Raw genomic sequence first — 24,943 nt, forward strand, 5'->3', positions numbered from 1 at the left:
CCGCCTGCGCGGCCCCGAAGCGCGGCCCGTGGTGAACGGGTGCCGCTGACGCCGCTGACGGCGTCCCTACACGGACCTGTACCTGTTCGGCTCAGCCGCACTGCTCGCGGGCGGCCTTGAGGTCGTCCACCACGAACACGTCCTGAGACCACTGGCCCGGCCAGGCCGCGAGGACCAGATCCTTCGGGCCTGCCTGGGCCAGCACGGCCCGCTTCTCGGTGATGCGGGTCGCTTGGGTGACGGTCCCCTTCGCGTCGATCCATATCAGGGTCACGGTCTGCCCGCGCCAGGGGAACCCGCCTTCGACGGAACTCGTGCGGCGGAGGGACGAAGCGTCGAACTCGGCGAATCTCGGCATGCCGGGCACTCTAGTGCTGACGCTCGCCCTGAGTTGTGGTGACCTCATCCCTGGACGGCGCTGTACCGGGGAGCAGTCGGTGTCAAGCCTTGGCGACCGCCCGGGACCCACCGCCTCGTATCTGCCTGCGCCACTCCCCAGCGCGCGGGCCGGTTCAGCCCTGGCACCCGTCGCTGCCCCCGTACGACCGCCCCGACCGCCACCGGCGCACCCCGCGGTACGCGTTCCGTTTCCGTGCCGTGGGGCCGCGTCGGGCCGACTGGGAATGTCCGCGTGATCGTTCTACGGTGGGCTCCGACTGCCTGGTCAGGGTGGCGGCGTGCGAAGGGGGTTCGGTGGAAGCCGAGTTGGCGATGCTCGCGGCGTCGGGGGCGACGACCCTGGTCGGCCTGATGGTCTCGGAGTCATGGACGCAGGCGCGGGAACGGCTGACCCGCTTCCTCACCCGGCGGCGTGCTGGCGAGGGCGCCGAGGACGAACTCCAGGCGTCTAGCGAGGAACTGGGCAGGGCACGCGCCGCCGGAGAGGAGGGGGCCGCGGCAGAGGTCGAGGCCCAGTGGCGGCGCCGACTGCTCGACGTACTCCAGGAGGACCAGGGCGCCGCGGCGGAACTGCGCGAGCTGCTCGCCGAACTGGAACCCCTGGTGCCGCGCACGGTGGTCGCGGGAGGCGTACACCACGGACCGGGCTTCCAGGGGGCGCACATCCACGGCGGGATCACCTTCACCGTGCCCTCAGCCCCGCCGGAGGGCCCGGCGGCCAGACCGGACCAGGTGCCCGCGCTGACCGTGCGGTTCAGCAACCGCACCGCCGAACTGGGGCTGCTGGACGAGGCGCTCGGCGCGGCGGGCCCGGTGCGCGGGCGGGCCCCGGTCGGCGTGGGCGTGCTGGACGGCCTGCCCGGCGTCGGCAAGAGCGCGATGGCTCGCCGGTGGGCGGACACGGCCCGGGAGCTGTTCCCGGACGGACAGCTCTACGTGGACTTCGCGGGGCTGCGGGGCCGGTCGAACGGCGCCGACGTCTCCGAGGCCCTGGCCATGCTGCTGCGGTCGTTGCGCGTGAAGGACGACTGCATCCCACCGTCGCTGGCGGAGCGGACGGCGCTCTACCGTTCGCACTCGGCCGACCGCCGCCTGCTCCTCGTCCTCGACGACGTGAGCCAGCCCGCGCAGGTCAGGGCGCTGATCCCGAAGGGGCCGGGCAGTGCCGTGCTCGCCACCAGCCAGCGACGCCTCGGGGAACTCGCCTTGGACGGCGCTCGGCTGATCCCGCTGAAGCCGCTGGACGCCGCAGGCGGGCTTGCCCTCCTGGCGGACCGGCTGGGAGACGCGGCCGTCGCCGCCGAGCCCGCGGCGGCGACCCGCCTGGTGGCCCTGTGCGGGGGCCTGCCCGTGGCGTTGCAGATCGTGGCGGCCCGCCTGCTCGTCGACGACGGCCTGACCATGGCGGACCTCGTCGAGGAACTCGCGGACGAGACCCGGCGGCTGACCGGCATGGCCCTCCCGGACACCTGGCCCGAGGGCGGCCACCAAGACCCCGAGGGCGGCCACCAGGACGAGGAGCACTCAGTGTCGGCGGTTCTGGACTCGTCGTACCGGCTGCTCGCCCCCGAGGCGGCCCGGCTCTACCGGCTGCTCGGCTGGCTGCCCACCGGCACCTTCGACGCCGGTGTGGCCGCCGCCGCGGCCCGGCTCGACACCGCGTCGGCGAAGCGGCTGCTGGGCACCCTGGTGACCGCGTGCCTGCTGGAGCGCACCCGTGAGAACCGCTACCGCGTGCACGACCTGGTGCGCCTGCACGCCAGGGAGCGCGCGACGCGGGAGGAGGAGCCGGGGGAGGAGCGGGCCGTGACGGAGCGCGTGGCCACGCACTACCTCGTGCTGGCCGCGCTGGCCGACCGGGCGCTGCGACGGGACCGGCTGCGGATCGCGGACCTGTCGACGCTGCTGAGCGATGCCGCCGACCCGTTCGCGGCCGCCGACGGGCCGTCGCCGCTGGAGTGGCTGGACGCCGAGCGCTTCGCGATCCTCGCCGTCCTGCGCGCGGGCGCGCGGCACGGCCTGCACCACCTGGTGTGGCCGCTGGCCGAGGCGTTCACCGTCCTCTTCCTGCACCGCCGCTACCTCACCGCGTGGAAGGAGTCGCTGGACCTCGGCGCCCAGGCGGCCGCCGCGGCAGCGGCCGCCGCGCGTACGGCCGAGGAGGTCGCGCAGGCGGCGCAGGCCGAGGCACGGCTGCGCAGCCTGCTCTCGCGTCCGCTCACCGACCTCGGCGAACTCGGCCGGGCGGAGGCGGAACTCCAGACAGCCGCCGCCCGCTCCGAGGTGACCGACCACCTCGTTCTGCGCGCGTCCGTGAACGAATTCCTCGGCCGGTACCTGGACCACGTGGACCCCGAGCGCGCCGTCACGGCCTACCGGGCCTCGCTCGACCTGAACACCCGCGCGGGCGAGGACCGCGGTGCCGCGATCGCGGCGTACTTCCTCGGCTGCGCGCTCGACGCACGCGGAGACCACGCACACGCCTTGGAGACGCTGCGCGGCGCCCGCGAGGACCTGCTGAACCGCCCCGAGCCCGACCGCCGCATGGCGGCCCGGGTCCTCGTCGCGATCGGCAACGCCCTCGCGCACCAGGGGGAGACCGAGGAGGCGGTGCGCGCACTCCAGGACGCGGCACAGACCCTCCACGACATCGAGGCGACGCACTACGAGGCCCAGGCCCTGGTGGCGCTCGCCGACATCGCGGAGCGTGCGGGAGACCGTGAGGAAGAGCTGCGCGCCTGGCTGTCCCGCGCCCTGGAGATCCACGAGAAGGGCGGCAGCCGGGAGGCCGACGGCCTGCGCCGACGGCTCGCGGACCTCGACGGGTGAGTGCGCCACGGACGCGTACGGCAGCCGTCGGCCAGCGCGCGTCAGTCGCCGTCGCCCAGGGGCGAGGGCCGTAGCCGCAGGAAGACGTCCTCGTCTCCCACTCCGGCGATCCGCAGCGTCACCCAGGTACCGTCCAGGGGGAACCGTGCGCGCAGACCGGCGTAGACGACGGCCGCCGCCAGCCCCGGGTCCCTGCCCAGCCCCGTCGCCACGGCTTCCACGACGCGGCCGTCGCGCAGCGCCACCAGACAGCTTTCCGCGCGTACGGCCGTCACCGCGGCGAGGCTTCCGGGGAACCGCGCGAGGGTGTCCCGCAGCCAGCGCAGCGCCCCGACGGTTGTGGGGGCACAGCGTTGCTGGAGGATCACCGAAGCGCTCTCCAGCAGCCGCGTGTCGCGTTCGCCGTCGGAGCAGGCGAGATGGGTGCAGGACGAGGGCTGCTCGGCGTCCTCCGCTCCGGCCGGGCACACGGTGTCCTTCGCCCCGGTCGGGCACACGGCGGCCGGAACGCGCTGTACGACGACCGTGGGCTGCCCGTCGGCGCTGCTGACGGCGGTGGTCACCTGCCAGGAGGCCACCGGCGCACCGGGCGGCTCCGGTACCGGCAGCAGCGGCGGAGCGGGTGGCGCGGCCGACGGCTCCGGCAGCCTCAGCAACTGGTAGAGGGCCGCGCGGATCCGGGCGAGGGCCTGCCCCCGTTCGGCGAAGGCGTGCCCCGCGGCCGCCGCGTACCGGTCGGGACGGTGCTCTCGTACGACGTCTTCCACCTGGCCCAGCACATCCCCGCGCGGATCGAGGCGGGGCGCGGCCGCGGCCAGGTCGTGCACCGCCGTCCCGGCGACCGCGTCCCGGCCGAGGGCGGCCAGCAGCACCGGCTTGCCCGCTGACGCCCCGTACAGCGTGACCGACCCGTGGTCGCCGATGACCACGTCAGCGGCGACCAGCGCCGCCCGCCAGGCGTGCACGGCGGGCATCAGCAGCAGGCCTCCGTCCAGGGCGGCCGCTTGGAGGGCGCGGATCTGCCAGGCCGCGTGGGCGGACCAGACGTTGGGGTGGACGACGGCGGCGACGCGGTAGGCGTCGAAGGGGAGTTGGCCGAGCAGCCGCGCGGGCAGATCGGGATGGCGGCCGAGCAGCGAGGTGGGCCCCCACGTGGAACTGACCACGACCAGGCGCTGGTGCGCCGCGAGCCCCAGGGCGTCGCGGTAGTCGTCCCGGCGGGGCAGGCTGGCCACGATCTCGTCGAAGCAGGGGTCGCCCACCAGCAGGGTGCGCCCGGCGGCCTTCGGGTGCGAGGCGAGCAGCTGCTCCTCCTGCGCCGGGTGCGACACGGCCAGCCAGGCGCGCCCCGTCTCCAGCAGCGCGTCCGGTACGACGCCCGACAGCCGCTCGCGCGGGCTGCGCGCGTCCGGGACGAGCTTCTGGAAGCCGATGCCGTGCGGCAGCACCAGGACCGGGTAGTCGCCCTCCGGCACCTCGACGTTCTCGCTGGCGGTCAGGACGAGGTCGGGCCGGACGTCCTTCAGCTGCTCCCAGGGCATGACCCGGCATCCGGCGGCGTGCAGCAGGTCCAGGACACCGGCGTTGAACGCGGAGGTGTGGTCGTAGGCGAACACGACGGCGACCCGGTGGTCACCGCGCAGCAGGCCCGGCAGGGTTTCGAGGATCCGCACCGTCGAGGTGACCGTGCGCGCGGCGACCACCAGGGTCCGCTCGGCGGGGAACGTGCTCCAGCGGTGGGCGTCCTGGCCGACCGGAACACGGAGCGGTTGGCTACCGAACACGGCAGCCACCGCTAACGACACGGCCTCCACCACCGGTCAGCGGCTCGCGGCTCGCGGCTCGCGGCTCGCGGCTCGCGGCTCGCGGCTCGCGGCTCGCGGCTCGCGGCTCGCGGGCGACTATCACATGTCAAGTTGTCGGGCAACCTTTCGGGTGTGGTCCAGCCTGGGAGGGCTGGTACACCGTAGCCAACGGAGCGGACACAGCCCAGACGGCGCCCCTCAGGGCCGCGATGCCGGTCGCCCTGGTCCTCATCCGACAGGTGGGGCGGGGTGTGCCAGGAGGGCTGCCGAGCTACGCGCCCAGCGGACCGAGCGTCGAGCGCGTCGCGCGCGTCGAGGAAGAAGAAGGGGCGCACGCGGAGGGGATCCCTCCGCCGCCAACCTTCTGCGTGGCGCCCCCGGCAGGACTCGAACCTGCGGCCAAGCGCTTAGAAGGCGCCTGCTCTATCCACTGAGCTACGGGGGCCGGGTGGTGGCCGGTGGCCTGGAGCCCGGTGTGGAGCCGGTCCGTGACCTTGCCGGGGACAAGGATAGGGCTCCCGGGTCCTTGTCCCTGGTGCTTCACCTCCGCGCCGTGATGTGGAGGTTCGGTGAAGCGGTCCTGATAATCGCAGGCAGGTGCGAATCGCGCACCGCTTTTGGCGGCTCGCGCCCCGGGTGTTGTGCACTCGTTATGCCTGTGCCCCAGTCGTCCCTTCTGTCACGTCTGTCCGATCGGCGCGCAGGGATGTCCATATGCTTCAGAACGCCGCCAAAATTGGGCATTCTTCGCATGTGGTGACCTTGGACGTACGGCCTCAACTGCTTGACGCGCTCTCCGCCCTGCGTGAGCGTGTCGCCGCCGCACGCTTTCCGCTCCCCCTCCCGGGGGCGCCACGCGCGCGTGCCAACCGGGACGAGTTGCTGGCTCAGCTCGATGACTATCTGGTGCCCCGGCTCAGAGCGCCCGAAGCACCCCTGCTCGCCGTCGTCGGCGGCTCCACCGGGGCCGGGAAGTCCACCCTCGTGAACTCCCTGGTGGGGCGGCAGGTCAGCGAAGCGGGAGTCCTGCGGCCCACGACCCGCACACCGGTCCTCGTGTGCCACCCGGAGGACCACCACTGGTTCGCGGGCGTGCGGGTGCTGCCCGACCTCACCCGCGTGTGGGTGCCCGAGCAGGACGCGGACGGGGACGACGGCGGCCCCCAGGAGCGGGTGCTGCGGGTGGAGACCGCCGACACGCTGCCCCGGGGCTCGCCCTCCTGGACGCCCCCGACATCGACTCCCTCGTCGCCGAGAACCGCGTGCTCGCCGCCGAGCTCATCTGCGCCGCCGACGTCTGGGTCATGGTCACCACCGCCTCCCGGTACGCCGACGCGGTGCCCTGGCACCTGCTGCGCTCCGCCAAGGAGCACGACGCCAGCCTCGTCACCGTCCTCGACCGGGTGCCGCACCAGGTCGTCACCGAGGTGTCCCGGCAGTACGCGGCGCTGCTCACCAAGGCGGGCCTCGGAGACGTGCCGCGCTTCACCGTGCCCGAGCTGCCGGAGTCGGCGGGCGGCGGCGGACTGCTGCCCGCGACCGCCGTGGCGCCGCTGCGCTCCTGGCTCGCCCACCGCGCCCAGGACCCCGACGCCAGGGAGCAGGCCATCGCCCGCACCGCCCACGGAGTGCTCGGCTCGCTCGCCTCCCGCATGCCCGAGCTGGCCAGCGCCGTCGCCTCCCAGCACGCGGCCGCCCTGCGCCTGACGGCCGCCGTCGACGACGCCTACGAGGCCGAGCACGCGCGCGTACGGGCCCGGCTCCAGGAAGGCGCCGTGCTCGCCGGAGACGCCCTGAAGCGCCTGCGGGCCTACCCCCTCGACTGCGGCCCCGGAGAACTCCTCGACGCCCTCTGCGGCGGCCTGGAGACGCTTCTGCTGTGCGCCGTCACCGCCGCCGACGAACGCGTCGACGAGGCCTGGCGGCGCGAGCCCGCCGCCCAGCTCCCCGGCCTCGTCCGGCAGGGCGGCACCCCGGAGCCCGCGCCCGGCACCCCCTACGAAGACGAGGACGGGTGCTACGGAGGCGCCGAGCACCGCATTGGCATGGCCGTACGCCGCTGGCGGCGCGTCCTGGAGGAGTACGTCGAGGACGAGGTGAGCGGCCTCGAACGCGTCGACAAGAGCGCCCCGCCCGACCCCGACGCCGCCGCCGCGCTGCTCGCCACCGCCCTGCTCGGCGGCCGCCGCGGGCGCCCCGCGGGGGAGGCACTCGCCGAGCGCATCGGCGCCCACGGAGCGCTGCGCCTGCGCGACCGCGGCGGCCGCCTGCTCACCGACTACCTCGACAAGGTCCTCGGCGCGGAGCGCGAGCGGCGCCTCGCCCCCCTCGACGCGCTCGACGTCCACCCAGAACCCCAGGCCGAACTCATCGCCGCGCTGTCGGTGCTTCAGAAGGAGAGGTGACCGCGGTGACCGCCGTCACGGACCACACCGACCACACCGACCACACCGACCGCGCCGACCGCGCCGAGGAACCCGACCCGAAGACGCGGGACGCCGACGGCGTCTGGGACGACGGGCTCATCGCCCGCCGCCAGGTGAGCGCACCTCCGGAGGGCCGCGACTCCGGGGAGCCCGGTACAGCGGCTTCCGGTTCCCCCGGACGTTCCCCCGGAGACGGTTCCGGAGCATCCGAATCCGGGGCCTCCGGGGCGTACGACCAGACGTCCACGCATGACGCGCATGACACGCATGACACGTACGCCACGTACGGCACGACAGGGGCCCATGACGCGATGTCCGCGCGCGGTACGGCGCCCTCGTACGACGCGGCGCCCGCGTACGACACCACCCCTGCGTACGGGAAATCCGTCTCCCCGGAGAAGGCGGCCCCCTACGCGAACGGCGCTGCCTGTGAGCAGACCGCTCTCTACGGAGGGCCGCTGCGCGCCCGGCTCGACGCGCTGCGGGAACTCGTCGGGCTCTCCCGCACCCGCCTCGACACCAGGACGCTGGCCGAGGCGGGGCGCGTGCTCGACGAGGCGGCGGCGCGGCGGCGGCTGTCCGACCGGCACACCGTCGTCGCCATCGCGGGTGCCACCGGAAGCGGCAAGTCGACGCTCTTCAACGCCCTCGCGGGCGTGATGATCTCGGAGACCGGCATGCGCAGGCCGACCACCGCGGCGCCCATCGGGTGCAGCTGGACGGACGGCGCCGCGGGGCTCCTCGACCGGCTCGGCATCCCCGGGCGGCTGCGCAGGCGGCCCCTCCAGGGAGCCGACGCCCAGGCGCTCCAGGGGCTCGTCCTCGTCGACCTGCCCGACCACGACTCGGCGGCCGAGGACCACCGTGAGCACGTGGACCGCATCCTCGGCCTGGTCGACGCCGTCATCTGGGTCGTCGACCCCGAGAAGTACGCGGACGCGATGCTCCACGAGCGCTATCTGCGGCCCATGGCGGGCCACGCCGAGGTCATGTTCGTCGTGCTCAACCAGGTGGACCGGCTCCCCGGAGACGCCGCCGACCAAGTGCTCGACGATCTGCGGCGGCTGCTCGACGAGGACGGCATCGCCCTCGGAGAGCACGGCGAACCCGGCGCCACGGTCCTCGCGCTGTCCGCGCTCACCGGGGACGGCGTCGGTGAGCTGCGCGAGGCGCTCGGCCAGCTCACGCGTGAGCGCGCGGCCGCTGCCCGCCGCCTTGAGGCCGACCTGGACGCGGCCGCCGCCCGGCTGCGACCCGTGTACGCAGCTGACGCGGCGTCGGTGTCCGGTCGCGGCGGCGTGGGGCTCAGCGAGGAGGCGCGCGAGGAGTTCGCCGACCGGCTCGCGGAGGCGGTGGGCGCCGCGGCGGCGGGTCAGGCCGCCGAGCGCGCCTGGCGTCGGCACGCGGGTAAGGCGTGCGGCACTCCGTGGCTCCGGCTGTGGCGCTGGTACGACGCGCGGCGCTCGCCGTTCGCCACGGTGGGGCCGCCTGCGCCGCGCACGCCCGTGGACGAGGAGGCCACGGCCCGGGCGCGGGTGGAGCACGCCGTGCGGACGGTGGCCGACGAGGCCGCGGCGGGGCTGCCCACCCCGTGGGGCAGGCCGTGCGGGAGGCGGCGGCGCGGGGTGCCGAGGGGCTGCCCGAGGCGCTGGACGAGCTGACCCTGCGGGCGGGGCTGCCGGACAGCCGCCCGCCCCGGCCCGGCTGGTGGCCGGTCGCGGTCCTCGCGCAGGCGGCGATGACGCTGCTCCAAGTCGTCGGCGGGCTCTGGCTGGTGGCGCAGATCGTGGGAGTCGCCTCGCCGAACCTGGGCGTGCCGGTGCTGCTGATGCTCGCGGGCATCGTGGGCGGCCCGTGCGTGGAGTGGTTGAGCCGGGTGGCGGCACGGGGTCCCGCGCGACGGTACGGCTTGGAGGCGGAACGGCGGCTGCGGGAGGCCGCTGCGGGGTGCGGCCGGGCGCGGGTGCTGGATCCGGTGGCGGCGGAGCTGCTGCGGTATCGGGAGGTGCGGGAGCAGTACGTGCGGGTGGCTCGGCGGGGGTGAGCGGGGGCCCGCCGGAGCCTGTTGGCGTCTGCTGGGGTCTGCCGGGGTCTGCCGGGGTCTGCCGGGGTCTGCCGGGAGGCTGGGCGGGGGGCGCGGGGCCCTGGGGCGGGGGAGGGGAAGCGGAGGGGCTCCTTCGGGTGGCGGAGTTGTCCACAACCGGCGAGTAGGGCACAGCGCTCAGCGGGCTCGGGCGGCTTCGGCGCAGTCTGGGATCGCAGCCGCCGCCGCGCCGACCGCGGGAATCGGAAGCGGGGGCGGGCGTGCGGCTGCGCGCCGTGCGGGAGGGGCCCGCGCGGAGGTGGACGAGGGAGGGGTTCGACGATGAACGACACGATGGTGACGGTGGTGGGGAACGTGGCGACGACGCCGGTGTTCCGCGAGCTTCCGTCCGGCCCGGTGACGCGCTTCCGGATCGCGGTGACGTCCCGTCACTTCGACCGGGCGCGGAACGAATGGGCGGACGGCCACACCAACTTCTTCACGGTGTGGGCCAGGCGGACCCTCGGTGTGAACGCGCAGAGTTCGCTGTCGGTCGGCGAACAGGTCATCGTGCAGGGCAGGTTGAAGGTCAAAGACGACGAGCGCGGCGGCCAGCACTGGCTGTCGGTGGACATCGACGCGCACGCCATCGGCCACGACCTGTCACGCGGGACGTCCATGTTCCGCCGCGCCAAAGCCGTGGACCAGGCGCCGAAGGAGCGGGAGCCGGAATGGGAGTCGCCCGCCGAAGGCGCCGGGGGCGAAGGCGGTGCCGGGACGGACGCGCAAGCGGACGCCACGGCGGAGGGGCCGCCCGTAGCGGACGCGCCGCCCGCGCCCGCCCGACCCGAGCCCGCAGCCGTGGGGTGACGGCGTCGTGGGGTGACGATGCCGACCAACGGGCGAAGCGGAACCGTTGATTTGTCGATATGCCCAGCTCAGAAGGGGCGTTGGCGATAACGATTCCGATTCGGATCGGTTATCAGACGGCACTACTGGGAACGGAGTTGCGCCGCGTCCATAGGATGCCGGGCGTGGCTCCGTGGCACGGGTGGCGCCCGTGTCCGTGGGACGGGTGATGCCCGCGCGGGGCGATCGGCAGATCTCTGCCCGGTTGACGTGCCCGGTTGAAGCTTCATCGCATCTGCTGGCGGGACCACTCCCCCCATGTGAATCGGTCCCGCCCGGAGGGGAATTCTGTGTTTTCTGCGTTGTCCATACGGAGCCGGGGCGCCGCCCGCCTCGCCGTGGCGCTGGCCACCGCCGGGCTCGTCTCGGCGGGCGCGGCAGCCACCGCGCACGCGACGGACACCCCGCAGCACCGGGGTGGAGCGAGCGCGACCCTGGACGGCCTGGAGACGTACGGCCAGGCAGTCATCCGGGAGAACGGCGGCAGACAGCAGATCCCCGCGGGCCTCTTCCAGATGTCCGTGGACAACGGCGGCACCCTGCAGACCTACCTGCGTCGACATCCACACGCCCACACAGAAGGACGCCGCCTACCACGAGACCCCCTGGAGCGGCACGTCCCTGCACCGCAACGCGAACGCGGGCAAGATCCGCTGGATCCTCCAGCACTCCTACCCGCAGGTGAACGACCTCGCGGAGCTGGCCCGGAAGGCGGGCGCGCGCTCCCTCACCGAGGAGGCGGCCGCGGCCGGTACGCAGGTGGCGATCTGGCGCTACTCGGACCGGGCCGAGGTGGAGGCGCTCGACCCGCAGGCCGAGAAGCTCGCCGACTACCTGGAGCGCAGCGCGCGCAACACCGCCGAGCCGAAGGCTTCCCTCGTCCTGGAGCCCTCCGCCGTCGCCGGGCACGCGGGGAGCGGCTGGGCCCGGTGACGGTGCGGACGGACGCCGACAGCGTGACCGTCACGCCCCCCGCGGACTCGGCGAGCGGAGTGCGGGTCGTGGGGAAGAACGGCAAGCCGGTCAAGACGGCGGCCGACGGCAGCAGGCTCTACTTCGACGTGCCGAAGGACACGCCGGACGGCTCGGCCGCCCTTGAGGTGCAGGCCTCGACGACCGTGCCGGTCGGGCGGGCCTTCACCTCCGAGACGCGCAGCCAGACGCAGATCCTCGCGGGCTCCAGCGAGTCGACGGTGTCGGCGACGGCGACGGCGCACTGGGCGGCGAAGGGCGCGATACCGGCGCTGTCCGCGGAGAAGAACTGCGCCAAGGGCGGCGTGGACATCACGGCGAGCAACAAGGGGGACGCGCCGTTCAGCTTCCGCCTGATGGGCACCAAGCACACCATCGAGGCGGGCCAGCGGCGGACGGTGACGATACCGCTCCAGGAGGACCAGCCCTACGACTTCACGATCACGGGCCCCGGAGGCTTCGAGCAGCGCTTCACGGGCGTCCTCGACTGCCGCACCCAGGGCAGTGCCGTCGACGTGAGCAGCAAGGCGCAGCCCGCGCCCCAGCCGAGCCCCGCGTCGGCGGGCGGCACCTCCGGCGGCGGCGACCTCGCGGAGACCGGCGGGTCGAACGCGACCCCGCTGATAGCCGGGATCGCGATCGCACTGGTCGTGGTCGGCGGCGGCGCGGTGTTCCTGCTGCGCAAGAAGAAGGACCCGGCCGAGCCCGCGCAGGCGCCCTCGCCCAAGGAGTGACCGGACGGAAGCCACCCACCCACGCCCCGCGCTCCGGTCCTGCGGGGTGCGGGGTCAGGACCTTCCGCCTGCCCCCGCCCCGCCCGGGGGCAGGCGCAACGGGCCATGGACACGCGCAGCCCCAAGCAGCTCCCGCCCGAAGCCGCCCCACCGCCCGCGTGCAAACGGCCCCCGAGCCGGGCCGCCCTACCCGGCCTGGCGAGCCATGGAGTGGATATCGCCTGTCAGCACGTTGATCGGCGCGGCGATCGGCATCGCGCGCAAGGACCTCGGCGTGGCCGACCGGAACGCGGCCTGATCCGGCGCGGGCCGCCTTGGGGGCGTTCGGCGTGGACCAGGAGTGAGGGAGGGCGACGGTCAGTGACAGAGTGGGCACAGGGGTGGGTGGGGCGCGGGCCCCGGACAGTACTGGTTTCCTCCGGGGGTGGCCGTCAGGCAAGATGGGGTGTATCTGCCCACACACTGATTGCCGGACGGTTTCTCTTGGCTGAGTTCATCTACACCATGCGCAAGGCGCGCAAGGCGCACGGCGACAAGGTGATCCTCGACGACGTCACCTTGAACTTCCTGCCCGGCGCGAAGATCGGTGTCGTGGGTCCGAACGGCGCCGGTAAGTCCACGGTGCTGAAGATCATGGCGGGTCTTGAGCAGCCGTCCAACGGCGACGCGTTCCTGTCGCCCGGGTACAGCGTCGGCATCCTGCTCCAGGAGCCCCCGCTGAACGACGACAAGACGGTCCTGGAGAACGTCCAGGAGGGCGTCGCCGAGATCAAGGGCAAGCTCGACCGGTTCAACGAGATCGCCGAGCAGATGGCGACCGAGTACACCGACGAGCTGATGGAGGAGATGGGCAAGCTCCAGGAGGAGCTGGACCACGCCGAGGCCTGGGACCTGGACGCCCAGCTGGAGCAGGCCATGGACGCGCTGGGCTGCCCGCCCGGCGACTGGCCGGTCACCAACCTCTCCGGTGGTGAGAAGCGCCGCGTCGCGCTCTGCAAGCTCCTCCTGGAGGCCCCCGACCTGCTGCTGCTCGACGAGCCCACCAACCACCTGGACGCCGAGTCGGTGAACTGGCTGGAGCAGCACCTCGCGCAGTACAAGGGCACCGTCGTGGCCATCACCCACGACCGGTACTTCCTGGACAACGTGGCCGAGTGGATCCTGGAGCTCGACCGCGGCCGCGCCTTCCCCTACGAGGGCAACTACTCCACGTACCTGGAGAAGAAGCAGTCCCGCCTCAAGGTCGAGGGCCAGAAGGACGCCAAGCGCGCCAAGCGGCTCAAGGAAGAGCTGGAGTGGGTGCGCTCCAACGCCAAGGGGCGGCAGGCCAAGTCCAAGGCGCGCCTGGCCCGTTACGAGGAGATGGCCGCCGAGGCGGAGAAGACCCGGAAGCTGGACTTCGAGGAGATCCAGATCCCGCCGGGCCCCCGCCTGGGCAACGTGGTCGTCGAGGTCGAGAACCTGTCCAAGGCCTTCGGCGACAAGGTCCTCGTCGACGACCTCAGCTTCACGCTGCCGCGCAACGGCATCGTGGGCGTCATCGGCCCGAACGGCGCGGGCAAGACCACGCTGTTCAAGATGATCCAGGGCATCGAGCAGCCCGACTCCGGTTCGATCAAGGTCGGCGAGACCGTCAAGATCTCCTACGTCGACCAGGGCCGCGCCAACATCGACCCGAAGAAGACGCTGTGGGCGGTCGTCTCCGACGAGCTGGACTACATCAACGTCGGCCAGGTCGAGATGCCGTCGCGGGCGTACGTCTCCGCGTTCGGCTTCAAGGGCCCGGACCAGCAGAAGCCCGCGGGCGTGCTCTCCGGCGGCGAGCGCAACCGCCTGAACCTGGCGCTGACCCTCAAGCAGGGCGGCAACCTGCTGCTCCTCGACGAGCCGACCAACGACCTGGACGTCGAGACCCTCTCGTCGCTGGAGAACGCGCTCCTGGAGTTCCCGGGCTGCGCCGTGGTCGTCTCCCACGACCGCTGGTTCCTGGACCGCGTCGCCACGCACATCCTGGCGTACGAGGGCGAGTCGAAGTGGTTCTGGTTCGAGGGCAACTTCGAGTCGTACGAGAAGAACAAGATCGAGCGCCTCGGCCCGGACGCGGCCCGTCCGCACCGCGCCACGTACAAGAAGCTCACCCGGGGCTGACATGGCCCGACATCTGTTCAGCTGCCCGCTGCGGTGGTCGGACATGGACGCCTTCGGGCACGTCAACAACGCGGTCTTCCTGCGGTACTTGGAGGAGGCGCGGATCGACTTCATGTTCCGGCTGTCGGACGGCGACGGCGGACCGTCGTTCTCCGGCGGGTCCGTGGTGGCGCGGCACGAGATCGACTACCTGCGGCCGCTGGTGCACCGGCACGAGCCGGTCACCATCGAGTCGTGGGTGACGAAGATAGGCGCCGCGTCGCTGACGATCTCGTACGAGATCAAGGACCCGGAGCAGGTGTACGTGCGGGCGACGACGGTCGTCGTGCCCTACGACCTGAAGGCCCAGCGGCCGCGGCGGATCACGGCGGAGGAGCGCGCCGTCCTGGAGGGTTACCAGGACGACAGCGCCGACAGCGCCGGGGGCACCGGTGGTGCGGAGGCGCTGGTCGCATGACCGCTGCCCGGCTGCACTTCGCCGACGCCGGGGAGGCGGCGGACCTCGCCGCCTTCCTGGCCCGCCTGATCCACTACGACAAGGCGGCCGCGGTGCGGTTGCAGGCGGCCGGGGAGACCCTGGGGGTCTTCGGTCGGCCGCCGTCGTTCGAGGTGCTCGCGATCCGTACGGCACGCCTGGCGAAACCGTACGAGCACGGGCTCGACACCTTGCTGGACGTGACGGTGTCGGCCGGTGAACTCCTGGAGTCGGTGGGGGAGTCGGCCGAGTCCGTGGAGACGGCGGGGACGGCCGTGGTGCCGGACGCGGTGACCGGGCCGCCCTGGGCCGGTGTGCTGCCGCCGCGGGGCGGCTGGCGGCAGGCAGCCGGGCTGCCGTCGGCCGACGACGTGCGGGCCCTGGTGCGCGGGGCGGTCGTGGAGTTCCGCCGACGGGTCGAGGAGCTGGCGCCCGAGCTGCGGGTGCGCGGTGAACTCGACCGGATCGGGCGGGAGATCTGGTCCCGGTCGATCACGGGCACCGGGCTGCCGGTGCGGGCCGCGCACGCCGCGCAGTCCCTGGGGTTCCTGCGGGGCGACCGGCTCGCGCTGCTGGAGTCGGGGGCGTGGCTGCGGCTGCGGACGCCGTACGGCTCGGTCGCGCTGCGGCGGGCGGGCGTGGGAGCGCTGTCCGTCACACCCGCGTGAGCGTCTGACCGGCCTGCCGGGGCGCGGGTGCCTCCGCCGTGCCGCGCCCCGCCCCGCGCCCTGCCGTGCCGCGCCCCGCGCCCTGCCCGCCGAGCGCGGGCGCCCTTCCCACGGCCCCGCTCATCAGCCCCCGGGGGCGCCCGCCCCGGTGGTGGGCGGGGGTCAGCCCGCCGTGTTGACCATGGACGCCGCCGCGTACGTCAGGTAGTTCCACAGCGTGCGCTCGTGCTCCTCGGAGAGGCCGAGGGAGTCGACGGCGGTGCGCATGTGCTTCAGCCAGGCGTCGTGGGCCGCGCGGTCGACGGTGAACGGGGCGTGGCGCATCCGCAGGCGGGGGTGGCCTCGGTGGTCGCTGTAGGTGCGGGGGCCGCCCCAGTACTGCATCAGGAACAGGGCGAGGCGCTCCTCGGCCGGGCCCAGGTCCTCCTCCGGGTACATCGGGCGGAGCAGCGGGTCCTCGGCGACGCCCTGGTAGAAGACGTGCACCAGGCGCCTGAAGGTCTCCTCGCCGCCGACCTGTTCGTAGAAGGTCTGCTCCTGAAGCGTGCCGCGCGGGATCTCATTCACCGTTCCATGGTCTCAGACCGGGTGACCGAGGACCCGAGGCTTAGGACCGCTCGCATCAGACGACCCGGGGCAGCACAGTGGGGGTATGGGTGTGCACGCTCAGCTCAGGGACGAACCCGACCCCGCCCTCGCCGCCGAGGCGCGGGGCGCGCTGGTGCGGGAGATCGCGGCCGGTGGGGCCTTCGACGGCGATCCCGGCTGGCGGGCGGCGTTCATGGCGGTGCCCCGGCACCTCTTCGTGCCCTACTACTACGTGAGCACGGGCGGCGGGTACGAGCGGCTGTGGGGCGAGGACCCGGATCCGGCGCGGCGGGAGCGCTGGCTGCGCGGGGCGTACGCGGACGCGCCGCTCGCCACGCGGGTGCGCGACGGGGAGCTGGTGTCGTCCAGCAGCCAGCCCTCGCTGATGGCGAGGATGCTGGTGGAGCTCCAGGTCGGGGAGGGCGGTCCGTACGACGTCCTGGAGGTCGGGGCGGGCACCGGCTACAACGCGGGGCTGCTGGCGCACCGGCTCGGCGACGCGCACGTGACGACCGTCGACCTGGACCCCGAGATCACCGAGTCGGCGCGCCGCCACCTCGCCGCCGCCGGGCACCGGCCCGCGGTGGTCACCGGGGACGGCGCCGCGGGGTGCGCGCACCGGGCCCCGTACGACCGGATCATCGCGACCTGCACCCTGAACTCGCTGCCCCGGCCCTGGCTCGCCCAGTGCCGCCCCGGGGCCCGGATCCTCGCGCCGCTCGCGACCGGGCTGATCGCGCTGACGGTGACGGACGCGGAGCACGCCGAGGGGCGGTTCCTGCACACGCCCGCGTACTTCGTGCCGCTGCGGGGCGGCAGCGGTCCGGTGCCGCGGGAGCAGCACATCGGCGGGCTGCCGCGCAGGGCACTCCAGAACGAGCTGTTCCGGTTCCTGCTCGACCTGACCGCCGGGACCCTCGATCCGTACGAGGCGCTGGCGCTGTGGCAGCGGGAGCGGCGGCCGGTGCGGGAGCGGTTCGGGGTGACGGTCAGCGGGGAGTACACGTGGGCGTGGCTCGACGACCCCGAAGGGCCGTACGCCTGGCCGCTGTGAGGCGGTGGCGCACGGCCCTTCGGGGTCGCTGGCGTGAGCCGGTCGCGTCTAGTCGCGCCGGATGGTGAGCGTCGTCCAGGCGCCCACGTGCACCTTGTCGCCGTCCTGGAGCGGTACGGGGACGAACGGCGGGATGGGTTCCTCGCCGCCGTTGACCGTGGTGCCGTTGGTGGAGTTCTGGTCGACGACCGCCCAGGCGCCGTCGGGCTGGTGCACGAGCACGGCGTGCTGGTGCGAGACGCCCGGGTCCTCCGGCGGCACCGACAGGTCGATGTCGGGGGTGTCGCCGGTGGAGTGGCGGCGGCGGCCGATGGTGACCTGGTTTCCGGCGAGCGGATGCTGCTGCTCCGGGGAGTACGCGGGCAGGTTGAGGCCCGCGGCCTCGGGGCCGCTGCGCTGCATCATCGCCATGAAGTACTCGCGGTCGGGGCCGACCGTGACCGTCCAGGTCGCCGGTGCCTGCGGGGCGCCGCCCGGGGCGGGGAAGCCCTGCGGGGCGCCCGGGGGCTGCCCGTGACCACCGTGACCCCCGGGGTCGCCGTGACCGCCGGACGAGGGCGGCGACAGCACCCAGTCGTCACCGCCACCGGTCGGCCCTGCCGGGCCGGGGCCGGGCGGCGGCGGGCCCTGGGGCGCACCGGTCTCGCGCGGGAACGCGGGCGGCGCGGGCGGGCCCTGCTGGAATCCCTGCGGGGCTCCGGGGCCACCGGGCCCACCCGGGCCGTGACCGCCCGGGCCGTGACCGCCCGGGCCGTGACCGCCCGGATCGCCGGGCGGCGGCGTCGTGGACGAGCTGCCGAAGGGCGGGATCGGCTCGGCCGGGCGGTTCACCCGGGAGGGGCTGGAGCTTTCGTAGTCGAAGGAGTCACCGGGGCCACCGGGGCGACCAGGCCCGCCAGGGCCGCCGCCGGGCATGCCGGGACCGCCGGGGCCGCCGGGACCGCCGTGCGCGCCGGGGCCACCCGGGCCGCCGTGACCGCCGGGGCCAGCAGGACCGCCGGGGCCTCCCGGACCGGGAGGACCACCGTGCGCACCGGGGCCGCCGGGACCGCCGAACGGCCCGTGACCGCCGGGCCCCTCAGGACCACCGGGGCCGCCGGGACCGCCGGGACGCCCGAACGGAAGCCGCCCACCTGGCCCCTCGGGCTCACCCGGACCACCGGGCCCGGGCCTGCCCGGTCCACCGGGACCGCCGGGACCACCCGGGCCGGGACCGCCCGGACCACCGGGCCCACCGGGACCCGCACCGAATCCACCGGGGCCACCAGGACCGGCACCCGGACCGCCCGGCCCAGGCCCACCGGGCCCGCCGGGCCCCTGGCCGAAGCCACCAGGCCCACCAGGCCCACCAGGACCGCCCGGGCCCCCAGGCCCAGGCCGACCCGGTCCGCCGGGACCGCCGGGTCCTCCCGGCATCCCCGGCATCCCCGGTGACGTCGGCAGCGGCGGATTCGGCGCCGCAGGCGTGTACGACGTGGCCGTGTTGGTCAGGAAGTTCCAGCGGCACTCCTCGCAGAACGGCGCGTTGGCCTCGCGGGGCGTGCGGCACTGGGGGCACAGCTCGGGCTCGGGGGACAGGTCGGGCACCGCGGAGAGATGGGGACGCGGCTGACCGGGCCCACCCATCGGCTGACCGGGGCCGCCCGGAGGCTGACCGTGCCCGCCCTGGGGCTGGCCAGGTCCCCCCGGCGGCTGGCCGGGACCCCCCGGCCCCTGGCCGGGGCCGCCCGGCGCGGGCGGCGGATAGCCGTACCCGGCGGCCGGGGGCGGCGGGGGAGGCGGCGGCGGTACGGCACCAGCCATGCGGTGACCGCAGACCTCGCACCAGTCGTCGGAACCCGACTGGTGTCCGTTCGGGCAGGTCGGCATGTCGGCGCTTCCCCCTCTCCTTCTTCGGCCCGAAGGCCGTTCCGTCGGCCCTTGCGGCCGTGTGCTCGCTCGTCAGGTGTCTCGTCGGGCGTACGGACGCCCCGGGCGCCCCGGACGACGCAGGTCGCCCCGGACGTCGCAGGTCGCCCCGGGCGCCCCGGACGTCGCGGGTCGCCCCGGACGACGTACCGCGCCGCCGCGGACGTACCGCGACGTCGTATCACGTCGCTCCCCGTCGTCGTGTGACGACGGCCACGCCGCCCCTCGCTCCGCCGTCGCGCGTACGCCGCTGCGTACGCGCTCACGTGCTACTTCTTCACGCGCACCGTTTTCGTCGAGCGGGTCTCCAACGTCATCTCGTCGGCCTCGGCGACGCGTGCCTTCAATCGAACAGTACCTGTCGTGGCGTCGACGACGTCCACCACCTTGGAAAGCAGCTTGGCGGTGTCCTCGTTGCCGGAGGCGCTGGCGAGCTGAACCGCGCGGCCCAGTTTGGCCGTCGCGCCGTCGTAGTCGCCGAGCTTGCGGGCGTCGAGGCCCTGCTGGATCACCTGGGCCAGCTCGGCCTGCCCGGTGTAGTGCGCGACCTGGGGGTTGATGCTGGTGGAGGCGGCCATGTCGTCGGTCCACACCGCCCGCACCAGGCCCTGGGACAGGGTCCGCACCGTGCCGTCCCCCTGCGGCACCACCAGGGAGACCCGGGCGGCCAGCATCTCCTGGCCGAGTTCGGCGCCGGGGACGCGGACGCAGATGTGGTAGTCGCGGGACTCGTCGCCCCACGAGCCGGTCGGGTAGTCGCCCGCGCGCGGCCCCGCCTCGGTGCGCCGGTCGGTCAGCTCCTCGACGCTGGGCGCGACCTGCTTCACGAAGACGATCTCCACGCCCATCGGCGTCCACAGGCGCAGGCTGACGTCGGCGACCTCCTTGCCCATCGCCGCCTCCATCATCTGCGTGAAGTCGGCGGCGAGCCCCGCGGGGTCGGCGACGATGTCGGCCGTGCCGAGCAGCGCGGAGGCGATCCCTGTGACCTCTTTCACTTCCCAGTCGGTGCCGACGCCGCGGGCGTCACAGGTGAAGCGGCCCGCGCAGGCGTCGAGGGAGGCGCGCAGATCGTCCGGTGACTCGTGTTCGTTGCGGCCGTCGGTGAGGAGGATGCCGTGCCGGATGGCCACGTCCGCCGACGCGAGGAGGCGGTCGGCCAGGCGCAGCCAGGTGCCGATCGCGGTGCCGCCGCCCGCGCTCAGGCGGCGCAGCGCCTCCTTGGCCTGGGCGCGGGTCTGGGGGCCCGCGACGGCGAGGCGGCCGCCGCCGGGGTAGACCTCCTTGGCGACGTGGGTGCCGCCGATGACGCAGAAGTGCACGCCGTCGCGCAGCGCGTCGATCGCGGCGGCGGTGGCGTCGCGGGCGCCGCGCATCTTCGTCGGCGGGTAGTCCATGGAGCCCGAGCAGTCGACCATGACGGCGACGGCGGCGTCCGGGCCCTGGCCCGCGCTGTACAGATGCGGCGCGCCCACGGCGGAACCCACTGTTCCGCCGCCGGTCGAGGTGACGGTGGCGATCGCGTTGACCTCCCGGCCCCCCTCCGGCAGGTACTCGTTCTGGTAGACGTCGACCGTGAACTGCGGCACGTTCGACTTCTCGAAGTTGGCCATGGCTGCTGCTCCCCCTCAGGCGGTTCCTATGGCTTGCCCTGCGCGTGTGCGTACGCGTGTCCGTACCTGTGTCGTACGCGTGGACTGTTCCCCGGGTGTGCTCGGTTCCGTGTCCGGTCGCGCAACTGCCGGGGCGCGGCGGCCTGTTGGGGCCGCCGCGCCCCGTTCGCGTGCACGGCCGCCACGGCTGCCCGCTAGGCCGATCCTGCCCCTCGCGGCGCCACCGGGAACGGCACGACCGCCACTGTTACGTTGTCGTGGCCCCCGCCGTCGATGGCGTGGCCGACGAGGACCCGGGCGCTGTGCAGCGGGCGCTCGGCCGCGTCGGCGGGCACGGCGGCGGCCATCTCCTCCGCCGCCTCCGCGTAGTTCCACAGTCCGTCCGTGCACACCACCACTACACCCGCACGGTCCGGCTTGAAGGAAGCGGTGTGCGGCTCCAGTTCGTACGCGTCGGCGCCGAGCCAGCCGGTGATGGCGTGCGCCCGCTCGTCGGCGTACGCCTCCGCCTCGTTCATCAGGCCCGCGGCGACCATCTGGGCGGCCCAGGAGTCGTCCTCGGTGAGGCGGACGGCGGGGCCGGTGCGGTCGACCGGCACCCAGTAGACGCGGCTGTCGCCGATCCAGCCGACGACGAGGAGGTCGCCCGTGACGACCGCGCCGACGAGGGTGCAGGCGGGCGCGTTCTGGTGCGGGTGGTGCTCGCGGGCCGAAGTGGGCTCGTCGGCGAGGGCGTTGACGGCCTCGGCGGCGGCGACGATCGCGTCGTGCATGGCCTGCTGCGGGTGCGTGCCGCGGGGCAGGGCGTCGCGGAGCGAGGCGTCGGCGGCGCGGGAGGCGGCGAGCGAGGCCTCGTCGGGCCGGGTCGCGGAGGAGACGCCGTCGCAGACGATCGCGACGGCGGCGGGCGAGCCGTCGGCCAGGGTGGCCGCGGAGATCGCGAAGGCGTCCTCGTTGCGGTGGTGGCGCAGGCCCCGGTCGCTGACGGCGGCGACGGCGGCCAGTTCCTGCTCCATGTGGTCGCGCTCGCGCGGCTGCGCGTGCCCGCAGTTCTCGCAGTAGCCGTCCGGCGCGACGCTGCCCGCGCGGCAGGCGACGCAGAGCTTGCCCTCCGGGGCCGGAGCGGTGCCCTCCGGGGCCGGAGCGGCGCCCTCCGGGGCGGTGGCGCGGGGGTCGGGGGCGGGCAGCGGGTAGTCGTCGGGCGCGGGGCCGTCGTTCCGTACGCCGCCGGGCGGTCCGCCGACGGGGGCGCCGGGGCCGCCCGGGGCGCCGGTGGCCGGGGGGCTCACGAGCGGGAGGTCGGCGCCGGAGGAGTCCAGTCCGGGCAGGTCGGCCGAGTGGTGGGTGGGCACCGGGGTGTCGGAGCTGTCGACCTCGGGGGCGATCGGCCAGTGGGCCGGGGCGGCGGGAGCGCCGGGGACGTCCGGGGCGGCGGGAGCGCCGGGGGCGGCGGGCGGTTCGGGGGAGCGGGGCAGGCCGTTGATCGCGAGCGTGGGGCGGTCGACGCCGTCGGGCGGCGCCGGAGCCGCCGAGAGGTCGAAGCCGCACGCCCCGCAGTACAGGTCGCCCGACTCCACGGGCCACTCGCAGCTGGGGCATGCGGACAGTTGGTGCATCTGCGACATCTTCACACCCACGTCCGGGGGCGGAAACGGTTTGCCCGCTCCACCAGTTCGATCCTTTCCGCGCCACTCTGGGCGAGCCGGGCGAGCTGCCGGTACGCCCGCTCCAGGCCGAACCTGAGGCCGCGCTCGTCCAGCTCGCAGCCGAGCAGCACGGTCCGCGTGCGCGCCGCGTCCGGGGACGGCGCGGGCCCGGAGCCCTGACCAGAGTGCCTACCGGAGAGTACCCAGTCGAGCGCGGTGCCGAGGACCTCCGTCGAGAGGCGCTCGCGGCGCACCGCGTCGAGGCCGAGGTCCGCCAGCGCCTCCACCTGCCCGGCGGCGGCCGTCAGGTCCTCCAGGAACCGCGGGTCAGGACCCGCCGTCGTGTCGAACGTCATACGCCGCCGCAGGCGGGCCCGCACCGCGGCGACCCGGGCCGCCGTGTAGTGGATCGACGACTCCGGCACCGACTCCAGGGTGCGCACCGCGCCCGCCCGGTCGCCGGAGGCGAGCTGCACCCGGGCGAGGCCGAAGGCGGCGCTGACGTAGCTCGGATCGGTGGTCCACACCAGGCGGTAGTACTCGGCGGCGTTGTCCAACTGGCCGAGGACCTCCGCGCAGATGCCGAGGGCCAGCTTGGGCGCGGGCTCGCCAGGGAACGCGTCGTAGACCGCGTCGAAGGACAGCGCGGCGCTCTCGTGATCGCCGGTGGCCAGGGCGGCGGCGCCTCTGTACCAGACGACCCGCCAGTCGTCCGGGTGGTCCTGCTCCAGGGCGGCGAGGGCGCGGCCCGCGCTCTCGTGCTCGCCGAGCGTGAGCCGTGCGCGCAGTTCGCGCAGGCGCAGCTCGGGGAGGGGGCGGGGGCGGACTTCAGGGCGGCGATCAGTTCGCTGCCGGTGGAGTCGACGAGACCGGCGAGGAAGCCCGCGTTCGGGTCGCCCGGGTCGACGCGGGGCACGGGCAGCGCCAGGGCCGCGCCGGGCGCGTCGAGTCGGCGTACGGGGACCGGGGTGCCGCCGACGGGAGCGGCACCCGGCGCCTGGGGCTGCGCCCAGCCCTCCCGCTCCGCCAGGGGACCCCCCGCGGCCGGGACGACGGCGGTGGCGGTCCGGCCCCCGGCACCCGCGGCCGCGGCGGCCGGTGACGGAACGCCCGCGCCCACGGCCGCCTGGCCCCCCGCGCCCACGGCCACCGGAGCCGACGACTTGCCCCCCGTGCGCGGGGCCGGGACGGCGGCGCCCGACGGCTGCCCCCGGCGCTCGCGGCCGGGGCGGCGGCCTTGGTCAGGCTCCGGTAGCCCAGCTCCGACACCTCACCCGTCAGTTCCTCGAACAGCACCGTGTCCGTGACCTTCACCTCGGGGCCGAAGAGGGTGGACAGGGCGGGCCGCGGGCGGCCGCTCTGGAGGGCGACGACCTCGCGCAGGACGCCCGTGAGCTGCTCGGACATCTCCTGCGCGGAGGCGAAGCGGCGGGCCGGGTCGGGGTCCGTGGCGCGCACCAGGAGGCGGTAGAACGACTCGTACCGCCGGAAGACCTCGATGTGGTCGGGGTCGGGCAGGGAGTCCACGAAGACGCTCGTGTACCCCTGGAAGTCGAAGGTGAGGACGGCGAGGGTGCGCGCCACCGTGTACAGGTCGGAGGCGACCGACGGGCCGACCTCGGCGACCTCGGGCGCCTGGTAGCCGACCGTGCCGTAGATCGCCGACTCGTCGTCGTCCATGCGGCGCACCGCGCCCATGTCGATCAGCTTGAGCTGGTCCTCGGTCTGGATGGCGTTGTCGACCTTGAAGTCGCAGTACAGCAGGTTGCGGCTGTGCAGGTGGCCGAGGGCCTCCAGGGCCTCGATGCCGTACGCGCAGGCCTGCTCCACGGGCAGCGGGTCGCGCTTGCCGGTCGGCGTGCGGCGGGCGTTGGCGATCTCCTTGAGGGACTTGCCGCCCACGTACTCCATGACGATGTACCCGTCCATGGAGCCGGTGCGCTGGTCCAGGTGCTCGACGAAGTTGTAGATCCGCACGATGTTGGCGTGCTCGATCTCCGCGAGGAAGCGCCGCTCGGAGATCGCGGCGGCCATCGCGTCCTGGTCGCCCGTGTCGAGCAGGCCCTTGAGGACCACCCAGCGGTTGGACACCGCCCGGTCGACCGCCAGGTACACCCAGCCGAGGCCGCCGTGCGCGAGACAGCCCACGACCTCGTACTGGCCGTGCACGATGTCGCCCTTGCGCAGCTTCGGCACGAACGAGTACGGGTGCCCGCACTTGGTGCAGAACCCCTCCGTGCGCCCGGCCCGGTCCCCGCGGGCGCGGCCCACCGGCGCCCCGCAGTCGGAGCGGGAGCAGAACCGCTTGCGCTCGGGCACCTCCGGGTTCTGCTGCACCGCGGAGTTGGGGTCCGGGCGCGGCACCTGCGGCACCGACACCAGGCCCGCGCCCAGCCTGCCGCGCGCCGACGCCCCGCTGGACGCGCCCGAGCTGCGCACCGACACCGACCGCGACGAGGCGCGCCCCGACACCGACCGGGACAGGCGGCCGGACACCGAGCGGCGCGAGGACTGCGAGCGCGACGAGCGCGACGAGCGCGAACTCGCCCGCGAGGAGCGGGAGCTGGCCGACCCCGAGCCGCGCCCGCCCCGGCCGCCGCCCGTGATGCCGGTCGCCGGGGAGGCCAGCAGGCCCTGCGGCGAGACGACCGGGGCGAGCCCACAGGTGTCGCAGTACAGCTCGCCGCCGCCCACGTCCTCGTAGTGGCCCGCGCAGCCGGGCCGCTGGCACGGTCGCTGGGCGCTC

13 protein-coding genes, 1 tRNA gene and 4 pseudogenes are annotated in these 24,943 nt (G+C 74.4%); 10 read left to right on the plus strand and 8 right to left on the minus strand.

Translation table 11 applies throughout. From position 1 onward, the window contains the following. Positions 1-91: 91 nt before the first annotated feature. A complete protein-coding gene (locus ACOBQU_RS25125; RefSeq protein WP_423629742.1) occupies positions 92-358 on the minus strand; it encodes a hypothetical protein in 267 nt (88 codons plus the stop codon). Positions 359-693: 335 nt separating this feature from the next. On the opposite strand from ACOBQU_RS25125, the gene ACOBQU_RS25130 reads away from it, so the two are divergent. Further along, positions 694-3,228 carry an ATP-binding protein gene (locus ACOBQU_RS25130; RefSeq protein WP_423629744.1) on the plus strand — a complete coding sequence of 845 codons (2,535 nt, stop codon included), beginning with the start codon at positions 694-696 and terminating at the stop codon, positions 3,226-3,228. Positions 3,229-3,269: 41 nt separating this feature from the next. Here the strand turns inward: ACOBQU_RS25130 and ACOBQU_RS25135 are convergent, their stop codons facing one another. After that, the gene (locus ACOBQU_RS25135; RefSeq protein WP_423629745.1) at positions 3,270-5,012 is read right to left on the minus strand and encodes a hypothetical protein; all 1,743 of its coding nucleotides are present in this window, start codon (positions 5,010-5,012) and stop codon (positions 3,270-3,272) included. 390 nt (positions 5,013-5,402) lie between these two features. Further along, positions 5,403-5,478, minus strand: a tRNA-Arg gene (locus tag ACOBQU_RS25140). A gap of 308 nt (positions 5,479-5,786) precedes the next feature. On the opposite strand from ACOBQU_RS25140, the pseudogene ACOBQU_RS25145 reads away from it, so the two are divergent. The 7 genes and pseudogenes from ACOBQU_RS25145 to ACOBQU_RS25175 all read left to right on the plus strand — a co-directional run bounded on the left by ACOBQU_RS25145 (position 5,787) and on the right by ACOBQU_RS25175 (position 15,388). Continuing rightward, positions 5,787-7,438, plus strand: a pseudogene (locus ACOBQU_RS25145) (dynamin family protein). 5 nt (positions 7,439-7,443) lie between these two features. Beyond that, a pseudogene (locus ACOBQU_RS25150) lies at positions 7,444-9,503 on the plus strand (GTPase). 321 nt (positions 9,504-9,824) lie between these two features. Continuing rightward, on the plus strand, positions 9,825-10,352 hold the full coding sequence (locus ACOBQU_RS25155) for a single-stranded DNA-binding protein (protein ID WP_423629747.1): 528 nt from the start codon (positions 9,825-9,827) through the stop codon (positions 10,350-10,352). A gap of 347 nt (positions 10,353-10,699) precedes the next feature. Next, positions 10,700-12,097, plus strand: a pseudogene (locus tag ACOBQU_RS25160) (LAETG motif-containing sortase-dependent surface protein). 483 nt (positions 12,098-12,580) lie between these two features. Further along, positions 12,581-14,245: an energy-dependent translational throttle protein EttA gene (gene ettA / locus ACOBQU_RS25165; RefSeq protein ID WP_423629749.1), complete on the plus strand. Its 1,665-nt coding sequence runs from the start codon at positions 12,581-12,583 to the stop codon at positions 14,243-14,245. Position 14,246: 1 nt separating this feature from the next. Then, positions 14,247-14,702 (plus strand): acyl-CoA thioesterase, encoded by a 456-nt coding sequence (locus tag ACOBQU_RS25170; RefSeq protein WP_423629751.1) that lies wholly within the window; start codon positions 14,247-14,249, stop codon positions 14,700-14,702. Beyond that, positions 14,699-15,388: a hypothetical protein gene (locus ACOBQU_RS25175; RefSeq protein ID WP_423629753.1), complete on the plus strand. Its 690-nt coding sequence runs from the start codon at positions 14,699-14,701 to the stop codon at positions 15,386-15,388. Before ACOBQU_RS25170 ends, ACOBQU_RS25175 begins: the two co-directional genes overlap by 4 nt. Before the next feature lie 162 nt (positions 15,389-15,550). On the opposite strand, the gene ACOBQU_RS25180 is transcribed toward ACOBQU_RS25175, so the two are convergent. Further along, entirely contained in the window at positions 15,551-15,955 is a 405-nt protein-coding gene (locus ACOBQU_RS25180; RefSeq protein ID WP_423629755.1) for a globin, read from the minus strand. A gap of 85 nt (positions 15,956-16,040) precedes the next feature. Here ACOBQU_RS25180 and ACOBQU_RS25185 point away from each other — a divergent pair, with 85 nt between their 5' ends. Further along, positions 16,041-17,030 carry a methyltransferase domain-containing protein gene (locus ACOBQU_RS25185; protein WP_423629757.1) on the plus strand — a complete coding sequence of 330 codons (990 nt, stop codon included), beginning with the start codon at positions 16,041-16,043 and terminating at the stop codon, positions 17,028-17,030. Positions 17,031-17,078: 48 nt separating this feature from the next. Here the strand turns inward: ACOBQU_RS25185 and ACOBQU_RS25190 are convergent, their stop codons facing one another. From ACOBQU_RS25190 to ACOBQU_RS25205, 4 genes and pseudogenes are all read right to left on the minus strand, one after another. Next, a complete protein-coding gene (locus ACOBQU_RS25190; protein WP_423629758.1) occupies positions 17,079-18,899 on the minus strand; it encodes an FHA domain-containing protein in 1,821 nt (606 codons plus the stop codon). Positions 18,900-19,207: 308 nt separating this feature from the next. Beyond that, a complete protein-coding gene (locus ACOBQU_RS25195; RefSeq protein ID WP_423629760.1) occupies positions 19,208-20,551 on the minus strand; it encodes a vWA domain-containing protein in 1,344 nt (447 codons plus the stop codon). 194 nt (positions 20,552-20,745) lie between these two features. Continuing rightward, positions 20,746-22,176, minus strand: coding sequence for a PP2C family protein-serine/threonine phosphatase (locus tag ACOBQU_RS25200; RefSeq protein ID WP_423629762.1), 1,431 nt, complete (start codon positions 22,174-22,176; stop codon positions 20,746-20,748). Between the two features lie 2 nt (positions 22,177-22,178). Next, positions 22,179-24,576: pseudogene (locus ACOBQU_RS25205) on the minus strand (tetratricopeptide repeat protein). On the opposite strand from ACOBQU_RS25205, the gene ACOBQU_RS25210 reads away from it, so the two are divergent. Then, positions 24,503-24,901 (plus strand): hypothetical protein, encoded by a 399-nt coding sequence (locus tag ACOBQU_RS25210; protein ID WP_423635041.1) that lies wholly within the window; start codon positions 24,503-24,505, stop codon positions 24,899-24,901. The pseudogene ACOBQU_RS25205 and the gene ACOBQU_RS25210 overlap by 74 nt on opposite strands. Positions 24,902-24,943 lie beyond the last annotated feature (42 nt).

The sequence above is a fragment of the Streptomyces sp. G45 genome (genome assembly GCF_049542095.1).
Taxonomy (GTDB): domain Bacteria; phylum Actinomycetota; class Actinomycetes; order Streptomycetales; family Streptomycetaceae; genus Streptomyces.